This window comes from Pseudomonas sp. (assembly GCF_030683065.1).
Taxonomy (GTDB): domain Bacteria; phylum Pseudomonadota; class Gammaproteobacteria; order Pseudomonadales; family Pseudomonadaceae; genus Aquipseudomonas.
On sequence record NZ_JAUXMX010000061.1, the window covers coordinates 22,843 to 46,818 of the forward strand.

Genomic DNA, 23,976 nt, shown 5'->3' on the forward strand with positions numbered 1-23,976 from the left:
CTATTAGGCATAGGCCTTTGCGTTGTCATTAGTAACCTAACTGTCTATACTCTGGGCCCGACCACCAAGGGCTTTGAACCCTCATTCTGGTGGTTGTCACTCCTTGGGTGATGGGTACCTGACCAGTGCACCTCCCGACAACTTTGCCCTGATAGTTAGGGCTCTCAGTGTGATAAAAAAGCCGTGAATAGCCAACGACCTGTAAACCTCGACCTTAGGACTATCAAACTCCCAGTCACCGCTTACACGTCCATTCTCCACCGTATCTCCGGTGTCATCCTCTTTGTCGGTATCGCCATCCTGCTGTATGGCCTCGACAAGTCGCTGGCGTCCGAAGAGGGCTTCGCCCAGGTGAAAGAATGCCTGACCAGTCCGCTGGCCAAGTTCGTGATCTGGGGATTGCTGTCCGCTCTGCTTTACCACTTGGTGGCCGGAGTACGCCACTTGATCATGGACATGGGTATCGGTGAGACGCTGGAAGGCGGCAAGCTGGGCTCGAAAATCGTTCTCGTCGTTTCGGCGGTGGTGATCGTATTGGTGGGGGTGTGGATATGGTAACCAATGTCACGAACTTCTCGCGTTCAGGTCTGTATGACTGGATGGCGCAGCGTGTGTCGGCAGTCGTTCTCGCAGCTTATGTGGTCTTTTTGCTGGGCTACATAGTCGCTAACCCAGGTATGGGTTATGCCGAATGGCAAGCTCTGTTCTCCAATAACGCGATGCGTATCTTCAGTCTGCTGACCCTGGTAGCGCTCAGCGCTCATGCCTGGATCGGTATGTGGACAATTTCCACTGACTACCTGACGCCAATGGCACTGGGTAAGTGGGCGACCGGCATGCGGTTCCTGTTCCAGGCATCGTGTGGCATTGCCATGTTTACGTTCTTCGTCTGGGGCGTGCAGATTTTTTGGGGTAACTGATTCATGACTATTCGTACTCTTTCTTATGACGCCATCATCATCGGTGGCGGCGGCGCGGGTATGCGTGCTGCATTGCAGTTGGCTCAAGGCGGCCACAAGACCGCAGTAGTCACCAAGGTGTTCCCAACCCGGTCGCACACTGTTTCTGCCCAGGGCGGCATTACCTGCGCCATCGCTTCGGCGGATCCAAACGACGATTGGCGCTGGCACATGTACGACACCGTCAAGGGCTCCGACTACATCGGCGACCAGGATGCAATCGAATATATGTGCTCCGTTGGTCCGGAAGCCGTGTTCGAACTGGAGCACATGGGGCTGCCGTTTTCCCGTACCGAACAAGGCCGTATCTATCAGCGTCCGTTCGGTGGCCAGTCCAAGGACTTTGGCAAGGGTGGTCAGGCCGCTCGTACCTGTGCCGCCGCTGACCGTACTGGTCATGCGTTGTTGCACACGTTGTATCAGGCCAACTTGAAGGGCGGCACCTCGTTCCTTAACGAGTGGTATGCGGTCGATCTGGTGAAAAACCAGGATGGCGTGATTGTTGGTGTGATCGCAATTTGCATTGAAACCGGTGAGACCGTTTATATCCGCTCCAAGGCCACAGTGCTGGCTACTGGCGGTGCAGGTCGCATCTATGCCTCGACCACCAACGCCCTGATCAACACGGGTGATGGCATCGGCATGGCCCTGCGTGCAGGCGTGCCTGTGCAAGACATCGAAATGTGGCAGTTCCATCCGACCGGTATTGCGGGTGCTGGCACTCTGGTAACCGAAGGTTGCCGCGGTGAAGGTGGTTACTTGATCAACAAGCATGGCGAGCGTTTCATGGAGCGCTATGCACCGAACGCCAAAGACCTGGCTGGCCGCGACGTAGTTGCGCGCTCCATGGTCAAGGAAATCATCGCCGGTAACGGTTGTGGCCCTGATGGTGATCACGTGATGCTCAAGCTCGATCACCTCGGCGAAGAAGTACTGCACAGTCGCCTGCCAGGCATCTGCGAGTTGTCCAAGACCTTCGCCCACGTCGACCCTGTGGTCGCGCCTATTCCGGTTGTGCCGACTTGCCATTACATGATGGGCGGCGTGCCGACCAACATTCATGGTCAGGCCATCACCCAGGATGCCAACGGCAACGACAAGATCATCGAAGGCCTGTTCGCGGTAGGCGAAGTGGCTTGCGTATCGGTACACGGTGCCAACCGTCTGGGTGGCAACTCGCTGCTCGATCTGGTGGTGTTCGGTCGTGCCGCCGGGATCCATCTGGAAAAGGCTTTGAAAGAAGGTGTTGATTACCGTGGCGCCTCCGAAACCGACATTGAGCTGTCGCTCAAGCGTCTGGCTGGCGTCAACGAGCGCACCACCGGCGAAGATGTAGCGCCGCTGCGTAAAGAGCTGCAAACCTGTATGCAGAATTATTTCGGGGTATTCCGTACCGGCGAATATATGCAGAAAGGCATCGAACAACTGGTCGACCTGCGTGAGCGGATCGCGAACGTCAAGATCGCGGATAAGAGCCAGGCGTTCAACACTGCGCGTATCGAAGCGTTGGAACTGCAAAACCTACTTGAGGTGGCCGAGGCGACTGCGGTGGCTGCGGAGGTTCGTAAAGAATCCCGTGGTGCCCATGCCCGCGAAGACTTCGAAGATCGTGATGACGAGAACTGGTTGTGCCATTCCCTGTACTTCCCGGGCGAAAAGCGTGTGGCCAAGCGCGCTGTTAACTTCTCGCCGAAGACAGTTCCGACGTTTGAACCCATGATTCGGACTTACTAAGGGTGGCGGATATGTTGCAAGTCAGTGTTTATCGTTACAACCCGGAGCAGGATGCTTCGCCGTTCATGCAGGATTTCCAGATCGATACCGGCGGCAAGGACATCATGGTTCTTGACGTACTGGCCTTGATCAAGGAACAGGACGTGACTTTCTCGTACCGTCGCTCCTGCCGCGAAGGTGTGTGTGGTTCCGATGGTATGAATATCAACGGCAAGAATGGCCTGGCCTGCATCACGCCGCTGTCGGCAGTGGTGAAGGGCGGCAAGCTGACCATTCGTCCTTTGCCGGGATTGCCAGTCATTCGTGACCTGGTCGTCGATATGAGCATCTTCTACAAGCAATACGAGAAAGTGCAGCCTTACCTGCAGAACGATACGCCGGCTCCGGCCATCGAACGCCTGCAAACGCCGGAAGAACGCGAGAAGCTGGATGGTCTCTATGAGTGCATTCTGTGCGCTTGCTGTTCGACCAGCTGCCCGTCGTTCTGGTGGAATCCGGACAAGTTCCTCGGTCCCGCTGCGTTGCTACAGGCCTATCGTTTTCTGGCCGATAGCCGCGACACCAAGACCGAAGAGCGCCTGGCTGCATTGGACGACCCGTTTAGCGTGTTCCGTTGCCGCGGCATCATGAACTGCGTGAACGTTTGCCCTAAGGGTCTTAACCCGACCAAGGCAATCGGCCACGTGCGCAACATGCTGTTGCAGAGCGGTATCTGATCAAAAGCTTTACCCGTGACACCTGCGACGCTGGTCTTGAAATCAGCGTTGCAGTCTAGCCAGAGCCGCTGCTCACAAAGTCGCGGCTCTAACTTTGAAATATATGACGACCAGCAGGGGCATCCGGGCTGGTGCCCGGACTATCTGCGGGATCCGTGGTGGCTTTGTCGCAGTCGCTGCTTCAAGACTTCGCAAGCCTGACGGTTTCTTCGCCGGTGGTGTCCCCTTACCGAGGGTGACCAAGCATGCAAGAAAGCGTGATGCAGCGCATGTGGAACAGTGCCCACCTATCCGGTGGTAACGCTGCCTATGTGGAAGAGCTCTATGAGCTTTACCTGCACGATCCCAACGCTGTGCCCGAAGAGTGGCGCACCTACTTTCAGAAGTTGCCGGCAGATGGCAACGCTGCTACTGACGTATCGCATTCTACGGTTCGCGATCATTTTGTGTTGCTGGCGAAAAACCAGCGTCGTGCCCAGCCGGTGTCTGCCGGCAGCGTGAGCAGTGAACACGAAAAGAAGCAAGTTGAAGTCCTGCGCATGATCCAGGCTTTTCGCATGCGCGGCCATCAGGCTGCCCAGCTCGATCCGCTTGGCTTGTGGCAACGGCATGCTCCGGCTGAACTGTCGATCAATCACTACGGGCTGACCGATTCCGACCTGGACACCACCTTCCGTACCGGTGGTCTGTTCATTGGCAAGGAAGAGGCTACTCTGCGTGAAATTCACGAAGCCTTGCAGCAGACATATTGCCGCACCATCGGTGCCGAGTTCACCCATATCGTCGATTCCGAGCAGCGCAACTGGTTTGCCCAGCGCCTGGAAAGCGTGCGTGGGCGCCCAAGTGTTTCGATAGAAGTGCAAAGCCATTTGCTGGAGCGTCTGACTGCCGCCGAGGGCTTGGAAAAATACCTGGGCACCAAATACCCGGGTACCAAGCGTTTTGGCCTGGAAGGCGGCGAGAGCCTGATTCCGCTGCTCGATGAAATGATCCAGCGCGCCGGCTCCTACGGCACCAAGGAAGTGGTCATCGGCATGGCTCACCGTGGCCGTCTGAACGTGCTGGTCAATACCTTTGGCAAGAACCCACGTGACCTGTTCGACGAGTTTGAGGGCAAGAAGCAAGCGTCCCTCGGTTCTGGCGACGTCAAGTATCACCAGGGATTCTCCTCCAACGTGATGACTGCCGGTGGCGAAGTCCATTTGGCTATGGCGTTCAACCCTTCCCATTTGGAAATCGTCTCGCCAGTGGTTGAGGGATCGGTGCGTGCGCGCCAAGATCGCCGCAACGACAGTGCCGGCGACAAGGTGCTCCCGGTTTCGCTCCACGGTGATGCGGCGTTCGCCGGTCAGGGTGTGGTGATGGAGACCTTCCAGATGTCGCAGACCCGTGGTTTCAAGACGGGCGGCACCATTCATATCGTGATCAACAACCAGGTCGGTTTCACTATCAGTAACCCGGAAGATTCGCGCTCCACCGAGTACTGCACCGACGTGGCGAAGATGATTCAGGCGCCGATCCTGCACGTTAATGGCGATGATCCAGAAGCCGTGTTGTTTGTCACTCAACTGGCCGTCGACTATCGCATGCAGTTCAAGCGTGATGTGGTGATCGACCTGGTGTGTTACCGCCGTCGCGGTCACAACGAAGCCGATGAGCCGAGCGGCACCCAGCCGATGATGTACCAGCAGATCAGTAAGCAGCGCACCACCCGTGAGCTGTATGCCGATGCACTGACTGCAGCTGTGCGTCACTCTGCCGATGATGTGCAAAGCAAGATCGACGAATACCGTACCGCTCTGGACAACGGCCAGCATGTGGTCAAGAGCCTGGTCAAGGAGCCGAACAAAGAGTTGTTCGTCGATTGGCGCCCGTATCTGGGCCATACCTGGACCGCACGTCACGACACGCGTTTCGAACTGAAGACCCTGCAGGATCTGTCTGCCAAGCTGCTGGAAATCCCTGAAGGCTTTGTGGTTCAGCGTCAGGTCGCGAAGATTCTCGAAGACCGTCAGAAGATGGGTGCCGGTGCGCTGCCAATCAACTGGGGCTACGCCGAAACCATGGCCTACGCCACCCTATTGTTTGAAGGCCACCCGATCCGCATGACCGGCCAGGACATTGGTCGTGGCACCTTCTCGCACCGCCACGCGGTGCTGCACAACCAGAAGGAGCCGGGTTCGCACGTTCCGCTCAAGCACCTGTACACCGATCAGCCGCGTTTCGACTTGTACGACTCACTGCTGTCGGAAGAAGCGGCGTTGGCGTTCGAGTACGGTTACGCGACTACCAAACCGGATGCGCTGGTTATCTGGGAAGCCCAGTTCGGTGACTTCGCCAACGGTGCCCAGGTGGTGATCGATCAGTTCATCACCAGCGGCGAGCACAAGTGGGGTCGCCTGTGTGGTCTGACCATGCTGTTGCCGCACGGTTATGAAGGCCAGGGCCCGGAGCACTCCTCCGCACGTCTCGAGCGCTTCCTGCAATTGAGCGCTGAGCAAAACATTCAGGTGTGTGTGCCGACTACGCCGGCGCAGGTTTACCACATGTTGCGACGCCAGGTGATCCGTCCACTGCGCAAGCCGCTTATCGCCTTGACGCCGAAGTCGTTGCTGCGCCACAAGTTGGCCATTTCGACCTTGGAAGATCTGGCCGAAGGCTCGTTCCAGACCGTGATTCCAGAGGTCGATACCATCGATCCGAAGAAGGTCGAACGCATGATTCTGTGCAGTGGCAAGGTCTACTATGACTTGCTGGAGAAGCGTCGTGCCGAAGCTCGCGAAGATATCGCCATCGTGCGTATCGAGCAGCTTTATCCGTTCCCGGAAGAAGATCTGGCCGAAGTTCTCGCTGCGTACAAGCACCTCAAGCACATCGTCTGGTGTCAGGAAGAGCCGATGAACCAAGGTGCCTGGTATTGCAGTCAGCATCACATGCGTCGCGTTGCCACCGCATACAAGAAGACTCTGCTCCTCGAGTATGCCGGCCGCGATGGCTCTGCTGCCCCGGCCTGTGGTTACGCTTCAATGCACGCTGAACAGCAGGACAAACTGCTGCAAGACGCCTTCACTGTTTAACGCCTTTGCGCAAGAGGCGGCCTGATGAGGCCGCCTCGCAGAAGAAACCGAATTTAAGGAACCACACAGAATGGCTATCGAGATCAAAGCCCCTACTTTCCCGGAATCGGTTGCCGATGGCACCGTGGCCACTTGGCACAAGAAGCCGGGCGATGCGGTCAAGCGCGACGAACTGATCGTCGACATCGAAACCGACAAAGTAGTGATCGAAGTACTGGCCGAGGCCGACGGTGTCCTCGCGAGCATCGTCAAGAATGAAGGCGATACCGTCCTCAGTAATGAACTGCTGGGCACCCTGAGCGAAGGCGGTGCTGCCGCTGCTTCTGCGCCGGTTGCTGCCCAGGCTGCTGCGCCTGCTGCCGCTGCTCCTGGTGTTGCGGGTGATGATCAAATCCTCTCGCCGGCTGCGCGCAAGCTGGCCGAAGAGAACGGCATCGACCCGAACAGCATTGCCGGTACTGGCAAGGGTGGTCGGGTGACCAAGGAAGATGTAGTTGCCGCTGCCGAAGCCAAGAAGAATGCTCCCGCGCCAGTTGCCAAGCCTGCTGCCCCGGTAGCTGCCGCGCCGGTACTGGCCGCCGGCGATCGCGTCGAGAAACGCGTGCCGATGACCCGCCTGCGTGCCAAGGTGGCCGAGCGGCTGGTCGAAGCCCAGTCCACCATGGCCATGCTGACTACCTTCAACGAAGTCGACATGACCGAAGTCATGGCGCTGCGTTCGAAGTACAAGGACCTGTTCGAGAAGTCCCACAACGGCGTGCGCCTGGGCTTCATGTCGTTCTTCGTCAAGGCTACCACCGAAGCGCTGAAGCGATTCCCGGCGGTTAATGCTTCAATCGACGGCACCGACATCGTCTACCACGGCTATGCCGACATTGGTGTGGCCGTATCCAGCGACCGCGGTCTGGTGGTGCCGGTACTGCGCAATGCCGAGCTGATGAGCCTGGCTGAAGTCGAAGGCGGCATTGCAACTTTCGGCAAGAAGGCCAAAGAAGGCAAGTTGTCGATCGACGACATGACCGGCGGCACGTTCACCATTACCAACGGTGGTACCTTCGGCTCGATGATGTCGACGCCAATCGTCAACCCGCCGCAAGCTGCGATTCTGGGGATGCACAACATCCTGCAGCGCCCGATGGCCATCAATGGTCAGGTGGTTATTCGCCCGATGATGTACCTGGCCTTGTCCTACGATCACCGCCTGATCGATGGTAAGGAAGCCGTGACCTTCCTGGTGACCATCAAGAACTTGCTGGAAGATCCGGCGCGCCTGCTGCTGGACATCTAATAGCCAGTCTCTCCCACGGCGACCCTGTACTCAGGGTCGTCCGGTTTACTCGAGAAGGAATACCTTATGACCCTGAAATTTGACGTGGTAGTCATCGGTGCCGGCCCTGGTGGCTATGTGGCCGCCATCAAGGCTGCTCAGCTTGGTCTGAAGACCGCTTGCATCGAAAAATACCAGGACCATGACGGCAAGATTGCACTCGGTGGCACCTGCCTCAACGTCGGTTGCATCCCGTCCAAAGCGCTGCTGGACAGCTCCTGGAAATATCACGAAGCTAAGACAGGCTTTGCCATCCACGGTATCGAGGCCAAGGGCGTCAGCATCGACGTACCGGCGATGATTGCCCGCAAGAGCAACATCGTTAAGAACCTTACCGGTGGTGTCAGTACGCTGTTCAAGGCCAATGGCGTGACCTTGCTTGAAGGTCACGGCAAGTTGCTGGCTGGTAAGCACGTCGAAGTCACCGCGATGGACGGTACCACTCAGGTGGTTCAGGCCGAGAACGTGATTATTGCTTCCGGCTCCAAGCCGATCGACATTCCGCCTGCTCCGGTCAACCACGACACTATCGTTGACTCTACTGGCGCCCTGGAATTCCTGAGCGTGCCCAAGACCTTGGGCGTGATCGGTGCTGGTGTAATCGGCCTGGAACTGGGTTCGGTATGGGCCCGTCTTGGTGCTGACGTCACCGTGATTGAAGCACAGGATAAATTCCTTCCGGCTGCCGATGAGCAGATCGCCAAGGAAGCGCTCAAGACCTTCACCAAGCAAGGTTTGAAGATTCGCCTGGGTGCGCGCTTGACCGCTTCCGAGGTGAAGAAGAAGCAGGTTACGGTCAGCTTCACCGACGCCGAAGGCGAGCAGCAAATGACCTTCGACAAGCTGATCGTGGCGGTCGGCCGTCGCCCGGTGACTACTGATCTGTTGGCTACCGATAGTGGTGTCGATCTGGATGAGCGTGGCTTCATTTATGTCGACGACCAGTGCGCTACCAGCGTGCCGGGTGTTTACGCAGTGGGTGACGTGGTCCGTGGTGCAATGCTGGCGCACAAGGCCTCGGAAGAGGGCGTGATGGTTGCCGAGCGCATCGCCGGGCACAAAGCCCAGATAAACTACGACCTGATTCCTTCGGTCATCTACACCCATCCGGAAATCGCATGGGTGGGCAAGACCGAGCAGCAGCTGAAAGGCGAGGGCGTTGCGGTCAACGTTGGCACCTTCCCGTTCGCCGCCAGTGGCCGTGCCATGGCAGCCAATGATACCGGCGGCATGGTCAAGGTGATTGCTGACGCCACTACCGACCGTGTATTGGGTGTCCACGTAATCGGCCCGAGCGCTGCCGAGTTGGTTCAGCAGGGCGCCATTGGTATGGAGTTCGGCACCAGTGCCGAGGACCTGGGAATGATGGTCTTCTCCCACCCAACGCTGTCCGAAGCGCTGCACGAAGCGGCTCTTGCCGTGAATGGCCATGCCATCCACGTCGTCAATCGTAAGAAGCGTTAACAAAAAGCGCTAAGTAGTCGTTTGTAAGTCGCCGCGCACTGGTCGCTGTTTGTAGTTGACCTGTAGTGGCGACGTTACAAGAAGAACCACGGCGGACTGCCCGTGCGGAGCCTGGCTCTAGCGCGGAATGCCGTCGGACTGCTCGCAGAAGCAGTCACAGGTGGTGCGGCATCACAAGTGCAGCACCGAATGCGCAATACCTAACGAAGACGGTAGACAAGCATGAATCTCCACGAGTATCAGGGTAAGCAGCTGTTCGCTGAATACGGCCTGCCCGTATCCAAGGGTTTCGCCGTAAGCACTCCGGAAGAAGCAGCAGAAGCCTGCGAAAAAATTGGCGGTACCGAATGGGTCGTCAAGGCTCAGGTGCATGCCGGCGGCCGCGGTAAAGCGGGCGGCGTGAAGCTGGTCAAGAGCAAGGAAGACGCCAAGGCCTTCGCCGCCAACTGGCTGGGCAAGCGTCTGGTGACCTACCAGACCGACGCCGCCGGTCAGCCGGTCAACCAGATTCTGGTTGAGTCCTGCACCGACATCGCCAAAGAGCTGTATCTGGGCGCAGTAGTTGATCGCTCCAGCCGTCGTATCGTATTCATGGCTTCCACTGAAGGTGGCGTGGACATCGAGAAGATCGCTCACGATACTCCCGAGAAAATTCTCAAGGCCACTATTGATCCGCTGGTCGGCGCACAGCCGTTCCAGGGTCGCGAGCTGGCTTTCCAGCTGGGCTTGGAAGGCGATCAGGTCAAGCAGTTCACCCACATCTTCGTTGGCCTGGCCAAGCTGTTCCAGGACTATGACCTGGCTCTGCTGGAAGTGAATCCGCTGGTCATCAAGGCCGATGGCAACCTGCATTGCCTCGATGCCAAGATCAACATCGACAGCAACGCCATGTACCGCCAGCCGAAACTGCGTGCCATGCACGACCCGTCCCAGGACGATCCGCGCGAAGCTCACGCTGCCAAGTTCGAACTGAACTACGTTGCCCTTGAAGGCAACATCGGTTGCATGGTCAACGGTGCTGGTCTGGCCATGGGCACCATGGACATCGTCAACCTGCACGGCGGTCAGCCAGCCAACTTCCTCGACGTAGGCGGCGGCGCCACCAAAGAACGCGTAACCGAAGCGTTCAAGATCATCCTCTCCGACGACAACGTCAAAGCTGTTCTGGTGAACATCTTCGGCGGTATCGTGCGCTGCGACATGATTGCCGAAGGCATCATTGGCGCGGTTAAAGAAGTCGGCGTGAAAATTCCGGTTGTTGTACGTCTGGAAGGCAACAATGCCGAACTGGGCACCAAAGTACTGGCTGAAAGTGGCTTGAACATCATCGCGGCAACCAGCCTGACCGACGCTGCTCAGCAAGTCGTCAAAGCTGCGGAGGGCAAGTAATGAGCGTCCTGATCAATAAAGACACCAAGGTAATCTGCCAGGGCTTCACCGGCTCGCAAGGCACGTTCCACTCCGAACAAGCCATCGCCTACGGCACCAAGATGGTTGGCGGCGTAACGCCGGGTAAAGGTGGCACTACTCACCTGAATCTGCCGGTGTTCAACACCGTACGCGAAGCAGTTGAGCAGACTGGCGCAACCGCCAGTGTGATCTACGTTCCGGCTCCGTTCTGCAAGGACTCGATCCTTGAAGCGGCCATGAGCGGCATCAAGCTGATCGTCTGCATCACCGAAGGCATTGCGACCATCGACATGCTCGAAGCCAAGGTCAAGTGCGACGAACTGGGCGTGGTCCTGATCGGCCCGAATTGCCCAGGCGTGATCACTCCGGGCGAGTGCAAGATCGGCATCATGCCGGGTCACATCCACTTGCCAGGTAAAGTAGGCATCGTGTCGCGTTCCGGCACCCTGACTTACGAAGCCGTCAAGCAGACCACTGACGCCGGTTTCGGTCAGTCCACCTGTGTCGGCATCGGCGGTGACCCGATCCCAGGCTCCAACTTCATCGACATCCTGAAGCTGTTCCAGGAAGACCCGAAGACCGAAGCGATCGTGATGATCGGTGAGATCGGCGGTTCGGCTGAAGAAGAAGCCGCTGCTTACATCAAGGCCAACGTGACCAAGCCAGTGGTGTCCTACATCGCTGGTGTGACCGCTCCGGCGGGCAAGCGTATGGGCCACGCCGGCGCGATCATTTCCGGCGGCAAGGGTACTGCAGACGAGAAGTTCGCAGCCCTGGAAGACGCTGGTGTGAAAACCGTGCGTTCCCTGGCTGACATTGGCAAGGCCCTGGCCGAGCTGACCGGCTGGGAAGTCAAAAAAGCCTAAGGCTTTTTGATTTGAGAAAAGGCCACCTTCGGGTGGCCTTTTTTATATCGGTTTTAGACGAACTGTTGTTAATGCGACAGCTTTTTTCACCAGTCCGACAGCCTGACCTATGCCAGTGCCGCTGGTTCATCAATTTCGTTAGGCTAGCAACTATAAGTACCTGTTCCGCCACAAGCGGCTGAGGATACTGCAGTGGCCTCGCTTAACCGGCTGGGTAACGTTTCCCCCGACCCCACGGGAAACCATCGGAACTCATAACTTTCTGCCTGTGGTATTCCCCTCTATGAATCGTTTGAAAGGCCCGGATCTCCTGGCGCTTGGTTTTATGACCTTTGCCCTGTTTTTGGGCGCGGGCAACATCATTTTCCCGCCGAGCGCCGGTATGGCTGCTGGCGACAACATTGGCCTGGCGGCCCTGGGTTTCCTGCTCACCGGTGTCGGCTTGCCGCTGCTCACCATCGTGGCACTGGCCCGGGTCGGCGGCGGTATGGCGCTGTTGACCGCACCTCTGGGCAAGCGCGCCGGGATGCTGTTTGCGGTGGCGGTGTACCTGGCAATCGGTCCGCTGTTTGCCACGCCGCGTACCGCGGTGGTGTCTTTCGAGATGGCTGTGGCGCCGTTTACGGGCAATTCTGCTGCGCCACTGTTGATCTATACCCTGGTGTATTTCGCAGCGGTGCTGTTCCTGTCGCTCAACCCAGGGCAGTTGGTTGACCGCGTTGGTAAATTCATTGCACCTGTGCTGTTGGCCGCACTCCTGGTGCTGGGCGGTGCGGCATTGCTGATGCCCGCCGGCGAAATTGGCCCTGTAGCTGCGGATTACCAGGCAGCGCCCTTCGTGCAAGGTTTCCTGCAAGGTTACTTGACCATGGATACCCTGGGTGCGTTGGTGTTTGGCATTGTGATTGCCACGGCTATCCGTGACCGGGGGGTGACCGATGGTGCGCTAATTACCCGTTATTCGGTGATTGCCGGGGTGATTGCAGCCGTCGGGTTGTCCTTGGTCTACCTGGCCTTGTTTTACCTGGGGGCGACCAGCCAAGGTATTGCCGGCGAGGCGCAGAATGGTGTGCAGGTTCTTACCGCGTATGTGCAGTACACCTTCGGTACCGCAGGGAGCCTCCTGCTGGCGGTGGTGATTACCCTGGCTTGCTTGACCACCGCTGTAGGACTGCTGACTGCCTGCGGCGAATTCTTCAGCGGTCTGCTGCCGGTTTCATACCGTGTGGTTGTCGTGGTGTTTGGTTTATTCAGCCTGCTGGTGGCCAATCAGGGCTTGACCCAGTTGATCAGTATTTCGGTACCGGTGCTGGTTGGCCTTTATCCGCTGGCTATTGTGCTGGTCGCCTTGAGTCTGCTGAGTAACCTGTGGTTGTCACCGCCGCGGGTGTTCGTGCCGGTCATGGCCGTGGCCTTGCTCTTTGGTGTGGCCGATGGCCTGGCCGCTGCGGGTTTTAGCCAGTGGCTGCCCGCACTGTTCAGCCAGTTGCCGCTGGCTGGGCAGAGCCTAGGCTGGCTGGTGCCCGTGTTGTTGATGGTGCTGCTGACGGCAGTGCTAGACCGGGCCTTGGGCAAGCCGAGGCCGCTAGAGGCTTGACCTATGCTGGAGTGACGAGGCCGCCTGCAAAAGGCGGCCTTTTTTGTTGGCCAGTGCAACGCCAGTGCTGGCTATAATCGGCGCTGGCCAACAAGGAGTCCCTATGCCGATCGATAACTATTACCTGGCGCATCTGCTTGCTGTTTGCTGGTTTGTGATCTGTTGGGTCGGTTACAGCCGCTACGCGCTGTTTAAAGGGCGTACTACGCCTTGCCTGGCCAGCGTTCTGCATCTCTACCGCGAGGATTGGATGCGCCGCATGCTGTTGCGCGACAACCGTATCGCTGATGCTAATGTGATCGGCAACCTGGAGCGCAATGCCTCGTTCTTCGCATCGAGCACCCTGATCATTCTTGCCGGTATCCTTACCGTGCTGGGAGCTTCCGATCGCGCGGTATCGTTATTGGCTGACTTGCCCTTTGTGCAGGCCGCCAGTCGGGAGATGTCTGAGGTCAAGTTGCTGTGCCTGGGGGTGGTCTTTGTCTACGCCTTCTTCACCTTCAGTTGGTGCATGCGCCAGTACAATTTCGCTGCTGTGCTGGTCGGTTCGGCGCCTATGGTGGGCGAGAAACATGTCACCGAACAGGAGCGCAAGTCGTTTTCCGAGCGCACTGCGCGGGTGATTTCGATGGCGGCCAATCAGTTCAACTACGGCCTGCGTGCCTACTACTTTGGTATGGCGGCGCTGTCCTGGTTCATTAACCCCTGGTTCTTCATTGTGGTGACCACCGGCGTTGTGTTGGTGCTCTACCGCCGCGAGTTCCATTCGGATGTACTTGAAGTGATGGTCTATACCCAGACTGCGATGCTTGAGCCAGCCAAGGAGAAGTCCGAATGAGTTTGCCATTCTGGTGCGTGTTTATTAGTGCGCTGCTGATTTTTCTGGCCAAGGCCCCTGTCGCAAAGGCCATGCAGCAGGAGGGTGGGGTGTATGACAATCATCACCCGCGCAGCCAGCAAGCGCGGCTGACTGGCTTCGGGGCGCGGGCTTTGGCCGCGCATCTGAACAGTTTTGAGGCCTTTCCACTGTTTGCCGTCGGCGTACTGATGGCCCATGTCACACAGACCCATGGCGTGCTGGTAGATGTGTTGGCAGTGACGTTCGTCGTGTCGCGAGTGCTGTATCTGCTGTTCTATTGGGCAGATATGCATTGGCAGCGCAGTCTTGTGTGGGTCGCAGGCCTGTTGTGCAGCTTGCTGCTGATGCTCACTCCAGCGTTATGATGCTTGCAGAAACGACAAGGCCCGCATAACGCGGGCCTTGTCTTGCACGGTAGTGTTACTGACCGTCAACGCTGTCTTTGACATCGTCACCAGCATCTTCGATGGCATCTGCAGCGTCATCCGCTGCATCTTCGATTTTTTCACCGGTGGTAGGTTCCGTGCCCATCACTTCGTCTGCTTTCTGTTCGATGGCGTCGGCGGTGTCGTCTGCCGCGTCACCCATAGACTCAGCAGCTTCGGAAACCGACTCCTTGGCCGACTCCATCTTGTCTTCCGGGGTTTTTTCACAGGCTGCCAGGGCCAGGACAGCAGCGAGAAGCAGGGTATAGGTAAATGGTTTTTGCACGGTCAGTACTCCTTGTGGACATTTATGATGGCTGGGTCACCCCAGGCATAGCCCATTCGAGTACCCCCTGTTCGGCGAAGTTCCCTGTCAATTGTTCGATAAGTAGCCCATTTCAACATTACCGCAATGGGCTGTGGCTCCGGGGAGGCGGTAACATGCGGGCCCCTTGTGCCGTTGTGGTCGGACTGAAACGATGAGCAACACCCTCATTCTCGAACAGGCGCAGCGCTTTCTGGCGGCGTTGCGCCGTTGTCAGGTGCTCGGTCTTCAGGTCCATGACGCCAGCCCCGAGGGGTTGACCCTGCGCTTGCCCTACAGCCAGCACATACTGGGCGACCCTGAGTCCGGGGTTATTCACGGCGGTGCAATTACTACTCTTCTGGAGACTACCTGCGGCATTTCAACAGTCTGCGTGCTCGCCGAGTTCGAGGTTTGCCCGACTCTCGACCTGCGTATTGACTATATGCATCCGGCTGAACCGAACAAAGATGTGTTTGGTTTTGCTGAATGCTATCGGGTTACGCCGAATATCATCTTCACGCGCGGTTATGCCTACCAGGATGATCCGGCGCAGCCGATTGCCCACGTAGTCGGGACCTTCATGCGTATGGGCAAGGGTGTGGCCCAGCGTGACATTCAAGGGGCTGGCGCATGAGCGACTTGAAGCTCAGTCAGCGGGTATCCCTGGCCCATGAAGGTGGCGATTACGACGCGCTGATCAGCTTGATGCCGTATGCCAAATTGCTTGGCATGCAATGCGTGCGGTTAGGTGAAGACATGGTTTTCCGCTTGCCGGCCCACCGGGACAATATTGGCAACCCGATGCTACCGGCGTTGCACGGCGGGGTGATCGCCGGCTTTATGGAGCATGCCGCCATGCTTCATCTGTTGATGTTCATGGGTATGCCGCATTTGCCGAAAATCATCGACTTCTCGATAGATTACCTGCGTGCCGGTCATTATCGTGACACCTATGCCCAATGCCAGGTGTGGCGGCAAGGTCGACGGGCAATTACGGCCTGGCAAACCAATCAAACCGAGCCTATCGCCACGGCACGGGCGCATTTCAAGGTCGACGAGCCTTGAGTGCCCCGATCATCGTGACCTCTCGACGTAAGGAGCTTGAATGGATGCGCTGTTGATCCTTGGCGGCTTGCTGCTGATCCTGGCCGGTTTGATTTGGCTGGTAATGCGCGCTTTTGACACTGGCCTGCTGTGGGGCTGGGCGAGCCTGATACCGCCGTTCACGCTGCTGTATGTGCTGCGCCACTGGCCCCGTGCGCGCAAAGCGGTGGCCCTCAGTGCCTTGGGTTTTATCCCGCTGGTTGTCGGCTTGACTCTGCTGGCCAGTCAGGATTCGCAGCGCCTGCATGCGCTGCTTAGTTTGCAGTGGCTGCAGCCAGAGGTGCAGGCTCCGGCAGAATTAGCCATCGATTTACAGGGCGAGTTGCATGGCCAGCCTTTTGTGCCGCAGCAGGGCGAATTACTCGGCCGCATATTGAGCCTGCGCGAAGGCCAGGATTTTTTTGCCCGGCGCGAACTGTTGATCCGCCTACCGCAGCCGGTAACGGGTGCCTTGCGCATCGATGTGTTGCCAGGTGACCAGGGCCCACTGCCGGAAATAGAAGTGAGCTGGTTGCTGCCAGAGCAGGATCTGCCCGAGGCGCGACGGCTCAACCACGGCTATACGCTGCACCTGAACCTGCAGCCTGTACCACCGAACAGGTTGGCTGGTGATTTTCATCTGGTTCTGCCTGCGCAGTTCAAGACTACTCTGAGCGGCAAGATCGAGGTATTCAGCGATGGTCTGCGTTATCGCGATGGCAAGGTCGACCGCAATGTCGACTCGACCGATACCCTGGCCTATGTCATCGAAGATTATCTGCAGCGGCGTTTTGCAACTCGTGCGGTGCAGTTGAGCGACTTGCCGGCCCTGCAACTACCGGCTGACCGCCTCGAATTGACGGTCGATGTGCTGATTAACGGAAAAGCACAACAGTTGCCCATGCGCCTGAGCAAGACAGCGTCCCGCGGCTGGACAGTCGAGGCTGATCGCTTTGCCGCTTTGCCGGACCCCAGGCCTCAGGCGCAGACTGCGCCAGCCGAGACGGCTAGCCAGCAACGTATCAGCCGCCCTCTGGATCGACGCCAGCGCTTCAGCCTGGAAGGTCTGTTACGCAGTCCGAGCCGCTACGAAAACCTGACCATGCGCGTATCGACTACACGCGGCAACCTCGCGGAGGGGCGTTTTCAGGGGGTCGACCAAGAAGGCCGCATCATCCTGCGCCAGCGGTTGAGCGGTTCTGGCGCCGCGAGCTACGCCTTGCGTCCCGAGGAAGTCAGCAAGATCGAGCTGCTGGAGCCCTGAAAGCGGGTGAAAAAACCTTGTCTACGGCAACCGGCCCAGGCCGCTCGATAGGTGCACAGCCCCTTAGAGGTTTGGCCAACTACTTGAAATTCCAAGGCTCGCCCCCATCTGCATGACATCCGCCGGATTCCGGCCTAGTCACCAATGTGGAGTATGAGTGTGGAAACTCAAAAAGAAACCCTGGGCTTCCAGACCGAGGTGAAGCAACTGCTCAACCTGATGATCCATTCGCTGTATTCCAACAAGGAAATTTTCCTTCGCGAATTGATCTCCAATGCCTCGGATGCCACCGACAAGCTGCGTTTCGAGGCGTTGGCCAAGCCCGAGCTGCTGGAAGGTGGTGCCGCGCTGAAGATACGCATCAGCTTCGATAAAGAAGCCAAGACCGTCACCCTCGAAGACAACGGCATCGGCATGAGCCGCGAGGACGCGATCACTCACCTCGGGACTATTGCCAAGTCGGGTACCGCCGACTTCCTGCAGAACATGTCCGGTGACCAGAAGAAAGATTCGCACCTGATCGGTCAGTTCGGCGTGGGCTTCTATTCCGCTTTTATCGTCGCCGACAAGGTCGACGTGTTCAGCCGCCGTGCTGGTCTGGCGGCCAGTGAAGGTGTGCATTGGGCGTCGCAAGGCGAGGGTGAGTTCGAAATCGCCACCGTTGAGAAGGCCGAGCGCGGCACTCGTATCGTCCTGCACCTGAAGAAGGGAGAGGAAGAGTTCGCTGATGGTTGGCGCCTGCGCAACATCATCAAGAAGTACTCCGACCATATCGCCCTGCCGATCGAACTGCCGAAAGAGGCTGCTTCTCTGGACAGCAGTGAAGAGGCTGACAAGCCGGCCGACGTCGAGTGGGAAACCGTCAACCGCGCGAGCGCGTTGTGGACCCGTTCGCGTACCGAGGTCAAGGACGAGGAGTATCAGGAATTTTACAAGCACGTCGCCCATGATTTCGACAACCCGCTGGCCTGGAGCCACAACAAGGTCGAGGGCAAGCTGGAATATACGTCCTTGCTCTTCGTGCCGGGCCGCGCGCCATTCGACCTTTACCAGCGCGATGCCTCCAAGGGTCTCAAGCTGTATGTGCAGCGCGTATTCATCATGGATCAGGCGGACGAGTTCCTGCCGTTGTACCTGCGCTTCATCAAGGGTGTGGTCGACTCCAATGACCTGTCGCTGAACATTTCCCGCGAGATCCTGCAGAAGGACCCGGTAATCGACTCGATGAAGTCGGCGCTGACCAAGCGCGTACTGGACATGCTGGAAAAGCTGGCGAAGAACGATCCCGAGCAATACAAGGCGTTCTGGAAGAACTTCGGCCAGGTGCTCAAGGAAGGTCCGGCAGAAGATTTCGCCAACAAGGAAAAAATCGCCGGTTTGCTGCGTTTCGCCTCTACCAGCAGCGATGCGGGCGAGCCAAGCGTGGCCCTTGCCGACTACATCGGGCGAATGAAGGAAGGCCAGGACAAGATCTACTACCTCTCCGGCGAATCCTACGCCCAGGTGAAGAACAGCCCGCACCTGGAAGTGTTCCGCAAGAAAGGCATCGAGGTGCTGCTGCTTACTGACCGTATCGACGAGTGGCTGATGAGCTACCTGACCGAATTCGACGGCAAGCACTTCGTCGATGTCGCCCGTGGCGACCTGGATCTGGGCAAGCTGGACTCGGAAGAAGACAAGCAGGCTCAGGAAGAAATCGCCAAGACCAAAGAAGGCCTGGTTGAGCGCCTGAAAGCCGCGCTGGGTGAGCAGGTAGCACAGGTACGGGTGTCGCATCGTCTGACCGATTCGCCAGCGATCCTGGCCATCGGCGAGCAGGATCTGGGCTTGCAGATGCGCCAGATCCTCGAAGCCAGTGGGCAGAAAGTGCCGGAGTCCAAGCCGATCTTCGAGTTCAACCCCAACCATCCGCTGATCGAGAAGCTGGATGCTGAGCCGGACGAAGAGCGCTTCGCCGACCTCAGCCACATCCTCTTCGATCAGGCTGCGCTGGCGGCCGGTGACAGCCTGAAAGATCCGGCGGCGTATGTGCAGCGTCTGAACAAGCTGCTGGTGGAACTCTCCGCCTGACATGAGCCGTAAATAATTAAGCCCGCGAAAGCGGGCTTTTTTCTGAGTGCAGCGCGCTCAGGCGCTACTGTTGAGAACTACTCACCTACGCGGGATTAGATCGATGAAAAAATCACTTTTACCCTTGGCGCTGGCTGGCCTGGTCGGTGCCGCCGAGGCCGCAGTAGTGGTCAAGCCGGTGCCTTACGAGATCGACGGTGAAGCCTTTGAAGGCATGTTGATCTATGACGATGCAGTAACCACACCGCGCCCAGGCTTGCTGATGGTACCCAGCTGGCTGGGCGTCACCGAGGACTCGGCGAAAAAGGCCGCACGCGCTGCGGGCGACAAGTACGTGGTGTTCATGGCCGATATGTATGGCAAGGCGATACGCCCGAGCAACGCGCAGGAGGCAGGAGCGGCAGCCGGTGCGGTGCGCGGTGACCGGCAGTTGATGCGTAAACGTGCACAAGCTGCCGTGGAGGTGCTCAAGGCGCAAACTGCGCAGGTGGCGCTGGATGTCAGCAAGCTGGGGGCGATTGGTTTCTGTTTTGGTGGCGGTGCGGTGCTCGAATTGGCGCGCTCTGGTGCCGATCTGAAAGGCTTTGTCTCGTTCCACGGCAATCTGGATACGCCCAATCCAAATGACGCACAGAACATCAAGGCGCCGGTATTGGTACTGCATGGCGCGGACGATCCGTCGGTACCGCCGGAGCAGGTCGAGGGCTTTATCGCCGAGATGAAAGGGGCGAAAGCCGATTGGCAACTGGTCAGCTATGGCGGTGCGGTGCATTCCTTCAGCAACCCGCAGGCCAATGTGCCGGGGCGCAATGAATACCACCCGGTGGTGGCAGCGCGTGCCTTCAAGGCCATGGACCAACTGTTCGACGAGGTGTTCGTGGCGCCCTGATTGTCACGCCAATGACGGCGCCAAGGCATAGGATGCTGGCGCCGTTACCGCGGCAGTCCATCCGCCGCGACCTCAGGGATTAACCGCCGATTAGTACCAGGTACCTTTGCGCCTGCTGAACTTGCTGGGCAACTGCCGGGTCTATTCAGCCATGCTGACTACCAGGGGGAACACCGCTTTGCATCTTCTACGTTTGAGCTTGATTGCGTTTTTCGTCCTGGCCGCGAACAGCGCGCATTCCCGTGATTATCGTTATAGCGATGCGCATCTGCACTATGTCGATTTCTTCCAGGAAAGCGTCGGCATGGACAAGCTCCTCGAGCGTATGGCCGAGGCCAACGTGGAGCATGTGATGCTCTCGGGTATCCCCGTGGCAAAGAAATGGGACGAAAATGAACCCAAACGCCCGCGCTACTATGCCGGCGATGACGCCAGTGCTTATTGGTATAGCGCCACCGATACGCTGATCGCGCATGCCTTCAAGCAGGTGCCGGCCGAGCAGCGCAAGCGCTTTCATCCCTTTTTGTCCGGCTTCAATCCCAATGACAAGAACGCCGATGCGCATATCCGTCGCATGCTCGAGATGGACCCCGGCTTGTGGCAGGGCATTGGCGAAATATTCACCCGCCACGATGATCTGACGGCGTTGATTCATGGCGATGCGCCGCGGGCCGACAACGAGGCGCTGGCACGGGTGTTTCACCTGGCCGCCGAGTACGACTTGCCGGTGATGCTGCATTCCAACATCACCTCCAAGCGCGAGCGTAATCCGCTGTATTTGCCGGAAATGGAAGCGCCATTGCGCAATCACCCGCACGTGCGCTTTATCTGGGCGCATGCCGGGACTAGCCTGGAAATACACCGCCACCAGGAGAAACTGGACTTCCTCCTGTCGACCCTTGACCGCATGCTCGAAGCCTACCCGAACCTGTACATCGATCTGTCCTGGAGCATGCTCAGGCCCTATCTGCTGGATGATCAGGGCAAGCCTGACTCGCAATGGTTGGCACTGGTCAAGCGCTATCCCGAACGCTTTATGCTCGGTTCCGACGTGGTGGGCCGCTTCGACAGCATGGGTGAGTACATGGAGGGCTTCGAGCCGTTCCTCGATGCCTTGCCCGCCGAGGTCGCGCACAAGGTCGCGCTGGACAACTTCCTCGCCATCCTGCCGCGTAAGGTTCGGAGCGAACTCAAGCGCTAGCAGCCTAGCGGTGAACGTTTAAACAATGCCTGCTTTCAGCTGGCATTTGCCGAGAGCACCAGGAGAAGCAGTCTTGCGGCTGCACTCGAAGTTGTCACGTTGAGGCTTCTGGGGCGGCATTGCAGCAGGTTTGCAATGCCTACGAGCGCCTTGTATTGCGGGATAATCGCAAGGTCATCTGTCATTTCGAGTGCGCTAAATAAAATCAAATGCTGCTCGGTAATTCGCAGGCTGAGGCTTTGCGGATTTTTAATCCGGCAAGGCTCAAGAAGTCTTTACGCAAGTCTATATCCGCTTTAGCTGAGAAGGCGGCTAGCCGGGCTTCTCATATATTCACAAGGATGATGGCCATGTACCATCACATATGTCGAACAAGACAGTAAAGGACTGCCACGATGCCCCTAAGAAACCTCAATATTGCGCCTAGAGCATCGCTCGGCTTCGGCCTGGTGGCCTTGCTGGTTTTATTACTCGGCAGTTTTTCACTGCTGCAGATGTCGGAAATGAACAAACAGTCGGAGCAGGTAAACGGTAACTGGCTGCCAAGCGTCTTGAGTCTGGGCGAGATGAACCAGGACATTTTGCGCCTGCGTGCGCTGACCTTGCGTCTACTGCTTAATGACGACGAAGCCCTGACCCGACAAAACCTGGCGCGCGCTGACGAGTTCAAAGCTCAGATGCGCACAGCGCAGTTCGCCTATGAAAAATTAATTTCAAGTGCTGCAGAGCAGAGTCTCTACGAGCGCTTCAAACAGGCCGAAAGTAGTTATCTGCAGGAGCAGGGCAAGATCGTCGAGGCGGTGCGTCGTGGCGATATGGATGCCGCGTTGGTTTTAGCCAGTGGCCCGCTCAACGGTCATGCAGATAGCATGGCCAAGGCACTGACTGACCTGTCCGTGCTGAATCGAGTCGGTGCAACTGAAGCTGCCAGCAGTGCCAGTGCTGTCTTCGCCAGCGCGCGTTTGTGGGTGGTGGTAATGATTGCCGTGGCGCTTGGGCTGACGGTGCTCCTGGCGCTGCTGCTGACGCGCAGCATCGTCGCGCCACTTGCCGAGGCGCTAAGGGTTGCCGAGGTGGTGGCCAGTGGCAACCTGACCCAGTCGATCGATGTGCAGGGTACGGATGAGCCGGCCCGTTTGCTAGGCGCGCTGAAGAGCATGCAGCAAAGTCTGCGCAGCACCATTCAGAATATTTCCGACTCATCGACGCAGTTGGCATCTGCTTCTGAAGAGCTCAGTGCGGTGACTGAGGACTCCACCCGCGGCCTACATCAACAGAACAATGAAATTGAACAGGCTGCCACCGCAGTCAACCAGATGACCAGCGCTGTGGAGGAGGTGGCACGCAACGCAGTGAGCACCTCGGAGGCCTCCAGCGAATCCAATCGTACTGCCCAGCATGGTCGCGAGCAGGTGCGTCAGACAGTTGATTCAATCAGCCATCTGGCTGACGACGTTACCAACACGTCCAGCGAAGTCGAGTTGTTGGCAGGCAAGGTGCGTGATATCAGCAAGGTACTGGATGTGATCCGCTCGATAGCGGATCAAACCAATCTGCTGGCCCTTAACGCGGCTATTGAAGCGGCGCGTGCCGGCGATGCCGGACGTGGTTTTGCTGTCGTGGCGGATGAAGTCCGTGCGTTGGCTCATCGGACTCAGCAGTCGACCAGTGAAATAGAACAGATGATTAGCGGTATTCAGCAGGGCACCGATAAGGCCGTCAACGCCATGCAGAATAGCAACAGCAGGGCGCGTTCGACCCTGGATGTGGCCAAGGCAGCCGGCCTGGCCCTGGATGAAATTGCGGCCGCTATTTCGCAGATCAACGAGCGCAATCTGGTCATTGCCAGCGCGTCGGAACAACAGGCGCAGGTTGCCCGTGAGGTCGACCGTAATCTGGTCAACATCCGTGATCTGTCGATGCAGTCTTCGGCAGGTGCCAATCAGACCAGCGCTGCCAGTCAGGAGTTGTCGCGCCTTGCGGTGGACCTGAATACGTTGGTGGCGCGCTTCTCCATATGACAGCAGGTTGGCGGGATTACTTGCGCACTGCTTTGCCGCAACCAGGCCTTGATGTGGGCTGGTTCGCGGCAGGTTGGCTGATCAAGGGTGACCCCCGTTAGGTGTACGCAGGCGTTGTTATAAAACCTGCAAGTCAGCCGCGTGCAGTGCGTTCAGTCACATGTCGAGTTCAAGCAGCAAGTTGTCATTCGCCTGTCATACGGGTGTCATAGGCTCGCGCCATCCCAAACAAGGAGCGCGACATGCATTACACCCGTTTCAGTGCGCTGGCCGCATTCATGTTGATGGCCGGGCAGGTGCAGGCCGAGGTAAGGGTCGAGGGGCCCGTGGAGTACGGTGTCTTTGCCAGCCAGTATCAGGACTTTAAGCCGGGCGAGCGGGTCTTGACCCGCAGTAATCAGCAGATCGAGCGCGCCGAGGTGATTCCGGCCAAGCTCGGCACCAAGTTCGGCATGCGCTATAGCTTGGTGGGTAAAACCGCCAGCGAAGCGCCACTGACCCTGCTTTATCTCACTCCAGGCGTCACCACCCCGGATGGCACGCGTCACGACAAGTTCGTCGTGACGCAGGCGTTGGTGCCAGACGCTGCGCAGGATGTCATGGCCTTCGAATTCAGCGAACCCCATGAAGTCGTTGCAGGTGAGTGGCATTTCCTGGTGTTCCAGGATGACCGCAAGCTGGCCGAGCAGCGTTTTCAGGTGCGTTGA

At 58.0% G+C, this 23,976-nt stretch carries 21 protein-coding genes; 20 read left to right on the forward strand and 1 reads right to left on the reverse strand.

Annotation, left to right across the window (positions count from 1 at the left end):
- Window positions 1-183 precede the first annotated feature (183 nt).
- The 12 genes from sdhC (at window position 184) to Q8K09_RS18785 (ending at window position 14,374) form a co-directional block, all read left to right on the forward strand.
- Window positions 184-558, forward strand: coding sequence for a succinate dehydrogenase, cytochrome b556 subunit (gene sdhC / locus Q8K09_RS18730; protein ID WP_305256493.1), 375 nt, complete (start codon window positions 184-186; stop codon window positions 556-558).
- Window positions 552-920, forward strand: a complete 369-nt coding sequence (gene sdhD, locus Q8K09_RS18735; RefSeq protein WP_305256622.1) for a succinate dehydrogenase, hydrophobic membrane anchor protein — start codon at window positions 552-554, stop codon at window positions 918-920. Before sdhC ends, sdhD begins: the two co-directional genes overlap by 7 nt.
- A gap of 3 nt (window positions 921-923) precedes the next feature.
- A complete protein-coding gene (gene sdhA / locus Q8K09_RS18740) occupies window positions 924-2,693 on the forward strand; it encodes a succinate dehydrogenase flavoprotein subunit (protein WP_305256494.1) in 1,770 nt (589 codons plus the stop codon).
- Between the two features lie 11 nt (window positions 2,694-2,704).
- Entirely contained in the window at window positions 2,705-3,409 is a 705-nt protein-coding gene (locus Q8K09_RS18745; protein WP_305256495.1) for a succinate dehydrogenase iron-sulfur subunit, read from the forward strand.
- Between the two features lie 245 nt (window positions 3,410-3,654).
- Window positions 3,655-6,486: a 2-oxoglutarate dehydrogenase E1 component gene (locus Q8K09_RS18750; protein ID WP_305256496.1), complete on the forward strand. Its 2,832-nt coding sequence runs from the start codon at window positions 3,655-3,657 to the stop codon at window positions 6,484-6,486.
- A gap of 70 nt (window positions 6,487-6,556) precedes the next feature.
- Window positions 6,557-7,774, forward strand: coding sequence for a 2-oxoglutarate dehydrogenase complex dihydrolipoyllysine-residue succinyltransferase (odhB, locus tag Q8K09_RS18755; protein ID WP_305256497.1), 1,218 nt, complete (start codon window positions 6,557-6,559; stop codon window positions 7,772-7,774).
- Between the two features lie 66 nt (window positions 7,775-7,840).
- A complete protein-coding gene (lpdA, locus tag Q8K09_RS18760) occupies window positions 7,841-9,277 on the forward strand; it encodes a dihydrolipoyl dehydrogenase (RefSeq protein WP_305256498.1) in 1,437 nt (478 codons plus the stop codon).
- Between the two features lie 222 nt (window positions 9,278-9,499).
- The gene (gene sucC / locus Q8K09_RS18765; protein WP_305256499.1) at window positions 9,500-10,666 is read left to right on the forward strand and encodes an ADP-forming succinate--CoA ligase subunit beta; all 1,167 of its coding nucleotides are present in this window, start codon (window positions 9,500-9,502) and stop codon (window positions 10,664-10,666) included.
- Window positions 10,666-11,553: a succinate--CoA ligase subunit alpha gene (gene sucD, locus Q8K09_RS18770; RefSeq protein WP_305256500.1), complete on the forward strand. Its 888-nt coding sequence runs from the start codon at window positions 10,666-10,668 to the stop codon at window positions 11,551-11,553. The genes sucC and sucD overlap by 1 nt, the downstream gene beginning before the upstream one ends.
- Before the next feature lie 283 nt (window positions 11,554-11,836).
- A complete protein-coding gene (brnQ, locus tag Q8K09_RS18775; protein WP_305256501.1) occupies window positions 11,837-13,150 on the forward strand; it encodes a branched-chain amino acid transport system II carrier protein in 1,314 nt (437 codons plus the stop codon).
- Window positions 13,151-13,253: 103 nt separating this feature from the next.
- Window positions 13,254-13,988, forward strand: coding sequence for a DUF599 domain-containing protein (locus tag Q8K09_RS18780; protein ID WP_305256502.1), 735 nt, complete (start codon window positions 13,254-13,256; stop codon window positions 13,986-13,988).
- Window positions 13,985-14,374 (forward strand): MAPEG family protein, encoded by a 390-nt coding sequence (locus Q8K09_RS18785; RefSeq protein ID WP_305256503.1) that lies wholly within the window; start codon window positions 13,985-13,987, stop codon window positions 14,372-14,374. Before Q8K09_RS18780 ends, Q8K09_RS18785 begins: the two co-directional genes overlap by 4 nt.
- 55 nt (window positions 14,375-14,429) lie before the next feature.
- Here the strand turns inward: Q8K09_RS18785 and Q8K09_RS18790 are convergent, their stop codons facing one another.
- Window positions 14,430-14,720 (reverse strand): hypothetical protein, encoded by a 291-nt coding sequence (locus Q8K09_RS18790; protein ID WP_305256504.1) that lies wholly within the window; start codon window positions 14,718-14,720, stop codon window positions 14,430-14,432.
- A 193-nt stretch (window positions 14,721-14,913) separates the two neighbouring features.
- Here Q8K09_RS18790 and Q8K09_RS18795 point away from each other — a divergent pair, with 193 nt between their 5' ends.
- From Q8K09_RS18795 to Q8K09_RS18830, 8 genes are all read left to right on the forward strand, one after another.
- On the forward strand, window positions 14,914-15,375 hold the full coding sequence (locus Q8K09_RS18795) for a PaaI family thioesterase (RefSeq protein ID WP_305256505.1): 462 nt from the start codon (window positions 14,914-14,916) through the stop codon (window positions 15,373-15,375).
- Complete coding sequence (locus tag Q8K09_RS18800; RefSeq protein WP_305256507.1) at window positions 15,372-15,806, forward strand: PaaI family thioesterase; 435 nt, start codon at window positions 15,372-15,374, stop codon at window positions 15,804-15,806. Before Q8K09_RS18795 ends, Q8K09_RS18800 begins: the two co-directional genes overlap by 4 nt.
- A 40-nt stretch (window positions 15,807-15,846) precedes the next feature.
- The gene (locus tag Q8K09_RS18805; RefSeq protein ID WP_305256508.1) at window positions 15,847-17,088 is read left to right on the forward strand and encodes an MFS transporter; all 1,242 of its coding nucleotides are present in this window, start codon (window positions 15,847-15,849) and stop codon (window positions 17,086-17,088) included.
- A gap of 153 nt (window positions 17,089-17,241) precedes the next feature.
- Window positions 17,242-19,158 (forward strand): molecular chaperone HtpG, encoded by a 1,917-nt coding sequence (htpG, locus tag Q8K09_RS18810; protein WP_305256509.1) that lies wholly within the window; start codon window positions 17,242-17,244, stop codon window positions 19,156-19,158.
- A 103-nt stretch (window positions 19,159-19,261) separates the two neighbouring features.
- On the forward strand, window positions 19,262-20,047 hold the full coding sequence (locus tag Q8K09_RS18815; RefSeq protein ID WP_305256510.1) for a dienelactone hydrolase family protein: 786 nt from the start codon (window positions 19,262-19,264) through the stop codon (window positions 20,045-20,047).
- Window positions 20,048-20,225: 178 nt separating this feature from the next.
- Entirely contained in the window at window positions 20,226-21,248 is a 1,023-nt protein-coding gene (locus Q8K09_RS18820) for an amidohydrolase family protein (RefSeq protein WP_305256511.1), read from the forward strand.
- Window positions 21,249-21,643: 395 nt separating this feature from the next.
- Window positions 21,644-23,269 (forward strand): methyl-accepting chemotaxis protein, encoded by a 1,626-nt coding sequence (locus tag Q8K09_RS18825; RefSeq protein ID WP_305256512.1) that lies wholly within the window; start codon window positions 21,644-21,646, stop codon window positions 23,267-23,269.
- Window positions 23,270-23,511: 242 nt separating this feature from the next.
- Window positions 23,512-23,976 carry a DUF3859 domain-containing protein gene (locus Q8K09_RS18830; protein WP_305256513.1) on the forward strand — a complete coding sequence of 155 codons (465 nt, stop codon included), beginning with the start codon at window positions 23,512-23,514 and terminating at the stop codon, window positions 23,974-23,976.

Bases quoted from the DNA above. Each gene is read 5' to 3' on its own strand.
- sdhD (WP_305256622.1), top strand. From the start codon at position 552: ATGGTAACCAATGTCACGAACTTCTCGCGTTCAGGTCTGTATGACTGG.
- sdhA (WP_305256494.1), top strand. From the start codon at position 924: ATGACTATTCGTACTCTTTCTTATGACGCCATCATCATCGGTGGCGGC.
- Q8K09_RS18745 (WP_305256495.1), top strand. From the start codon at position 2,705: ATGTTGCAAGTCAGTGTTTATCGTTACAACCCGGAGCAGGATGCTTCG.
- Q8K09_RS18750 (WP_305256496.1), top strand. From the start codon at position 3,655: ATGCAAGAAAGCGTGATGCAGCGCATGTGGAACAGTGCCCACCTATCC.
- odhB (WP_305256497.1), top strand. From the start codon at position 6,557: ATGGCTATCGAGATCAAAGCCCCTACTTTCCCGGAATCGGTTGCCGAT.
- lpdA (WP_305256498.1), top strand. From the start codon at position 7,841: ATGACCCTGAAATTTGACGTGGTAGTCATCGGTGCCGGCCCTGGTGGC.
- sucC (WP_305256499.1), top strand. From the start codon at position 9,500: ATGAATCTCCACGAGTATCAGGGTAAGCAGCTGTTCGCTGAATACGGC.
- sucD (WP_305256500.1), top strand. From the start codon at position 10,666: ATGAGCGTCCTGATCAATAAAGACACCAAGGTAATCTGCCAGGGCTTC.
- brnQ (WP_305256501.1), top strand. From the start codon at position 11,837: ATGAATCGTTTGAAAGGCCCGGATCTCCTGGCGCTTGGTTTTATGACC.
- Q8K09_RS18780 (WP_305256502.1), top strand. From the start codon at position 13,254: ATGCCGATCGATAACTATTACCTGGCGCATCTGCTTGCTGTTTGCTGG.
- Q8K09_RS18785 (WP_305256503.1), top strand. From the start codon at position 13,985: ATGAGTTTGCCATTCTGGTGCGTGTTTATTAGTGCGCTGCTGATTTTT.
- Q8K09_RS18795 (WP_305256505.1), top strand. From the start codon at position 14,914: ATGAGCAACACCCTCATTCTCGAACAGGCGCAGCGCTTTCTGGCGGCG.
- Q8K09_RS18800 (WP_305256507.1), top strand. From the start codon at position 15,372: ATGAGCGACTTGAAGCTCAGTCAGCGGGTATCCCTGGCCCATGAAGGT.
- Q8K09_RS18805 (WP_305256508.1), top strand. From the start codon at position 15,847: ATGGATGCGCTGTTGATCCTTGGCGGCTTGCTGCTGATCCTGGCCGGT.
- htpG (WP_305256509.1), top strand. From the start codon at position 17,242: ATGAGTGTGGAAACTCAAAAAGAAACCCTGGGCTTCCAGACCGAGGTG.
- Q8K09_RS18815 (WP_305256510.1), top strand. From the start codon at position 19,262: ATGAAAAAATCACTTTTACCCTTGGCGCTGGCTGGCCTGGTCGGTGCC.
- Q8K09_RS18825 (WP_305256512.1), top strand. From the start codon at position 21,644: ATGCCCCTAAGAAACCTCAATATTGCGCCTAGAGCATCGCTCGGCTTC.
- Q8K09_RS18830 (WP_305256513.1), top strand. From the start codon at position 23,512: ATGCATTACACCCGTTTCAGTGCGCTGGCCGCATTCATGTTGATGGCC.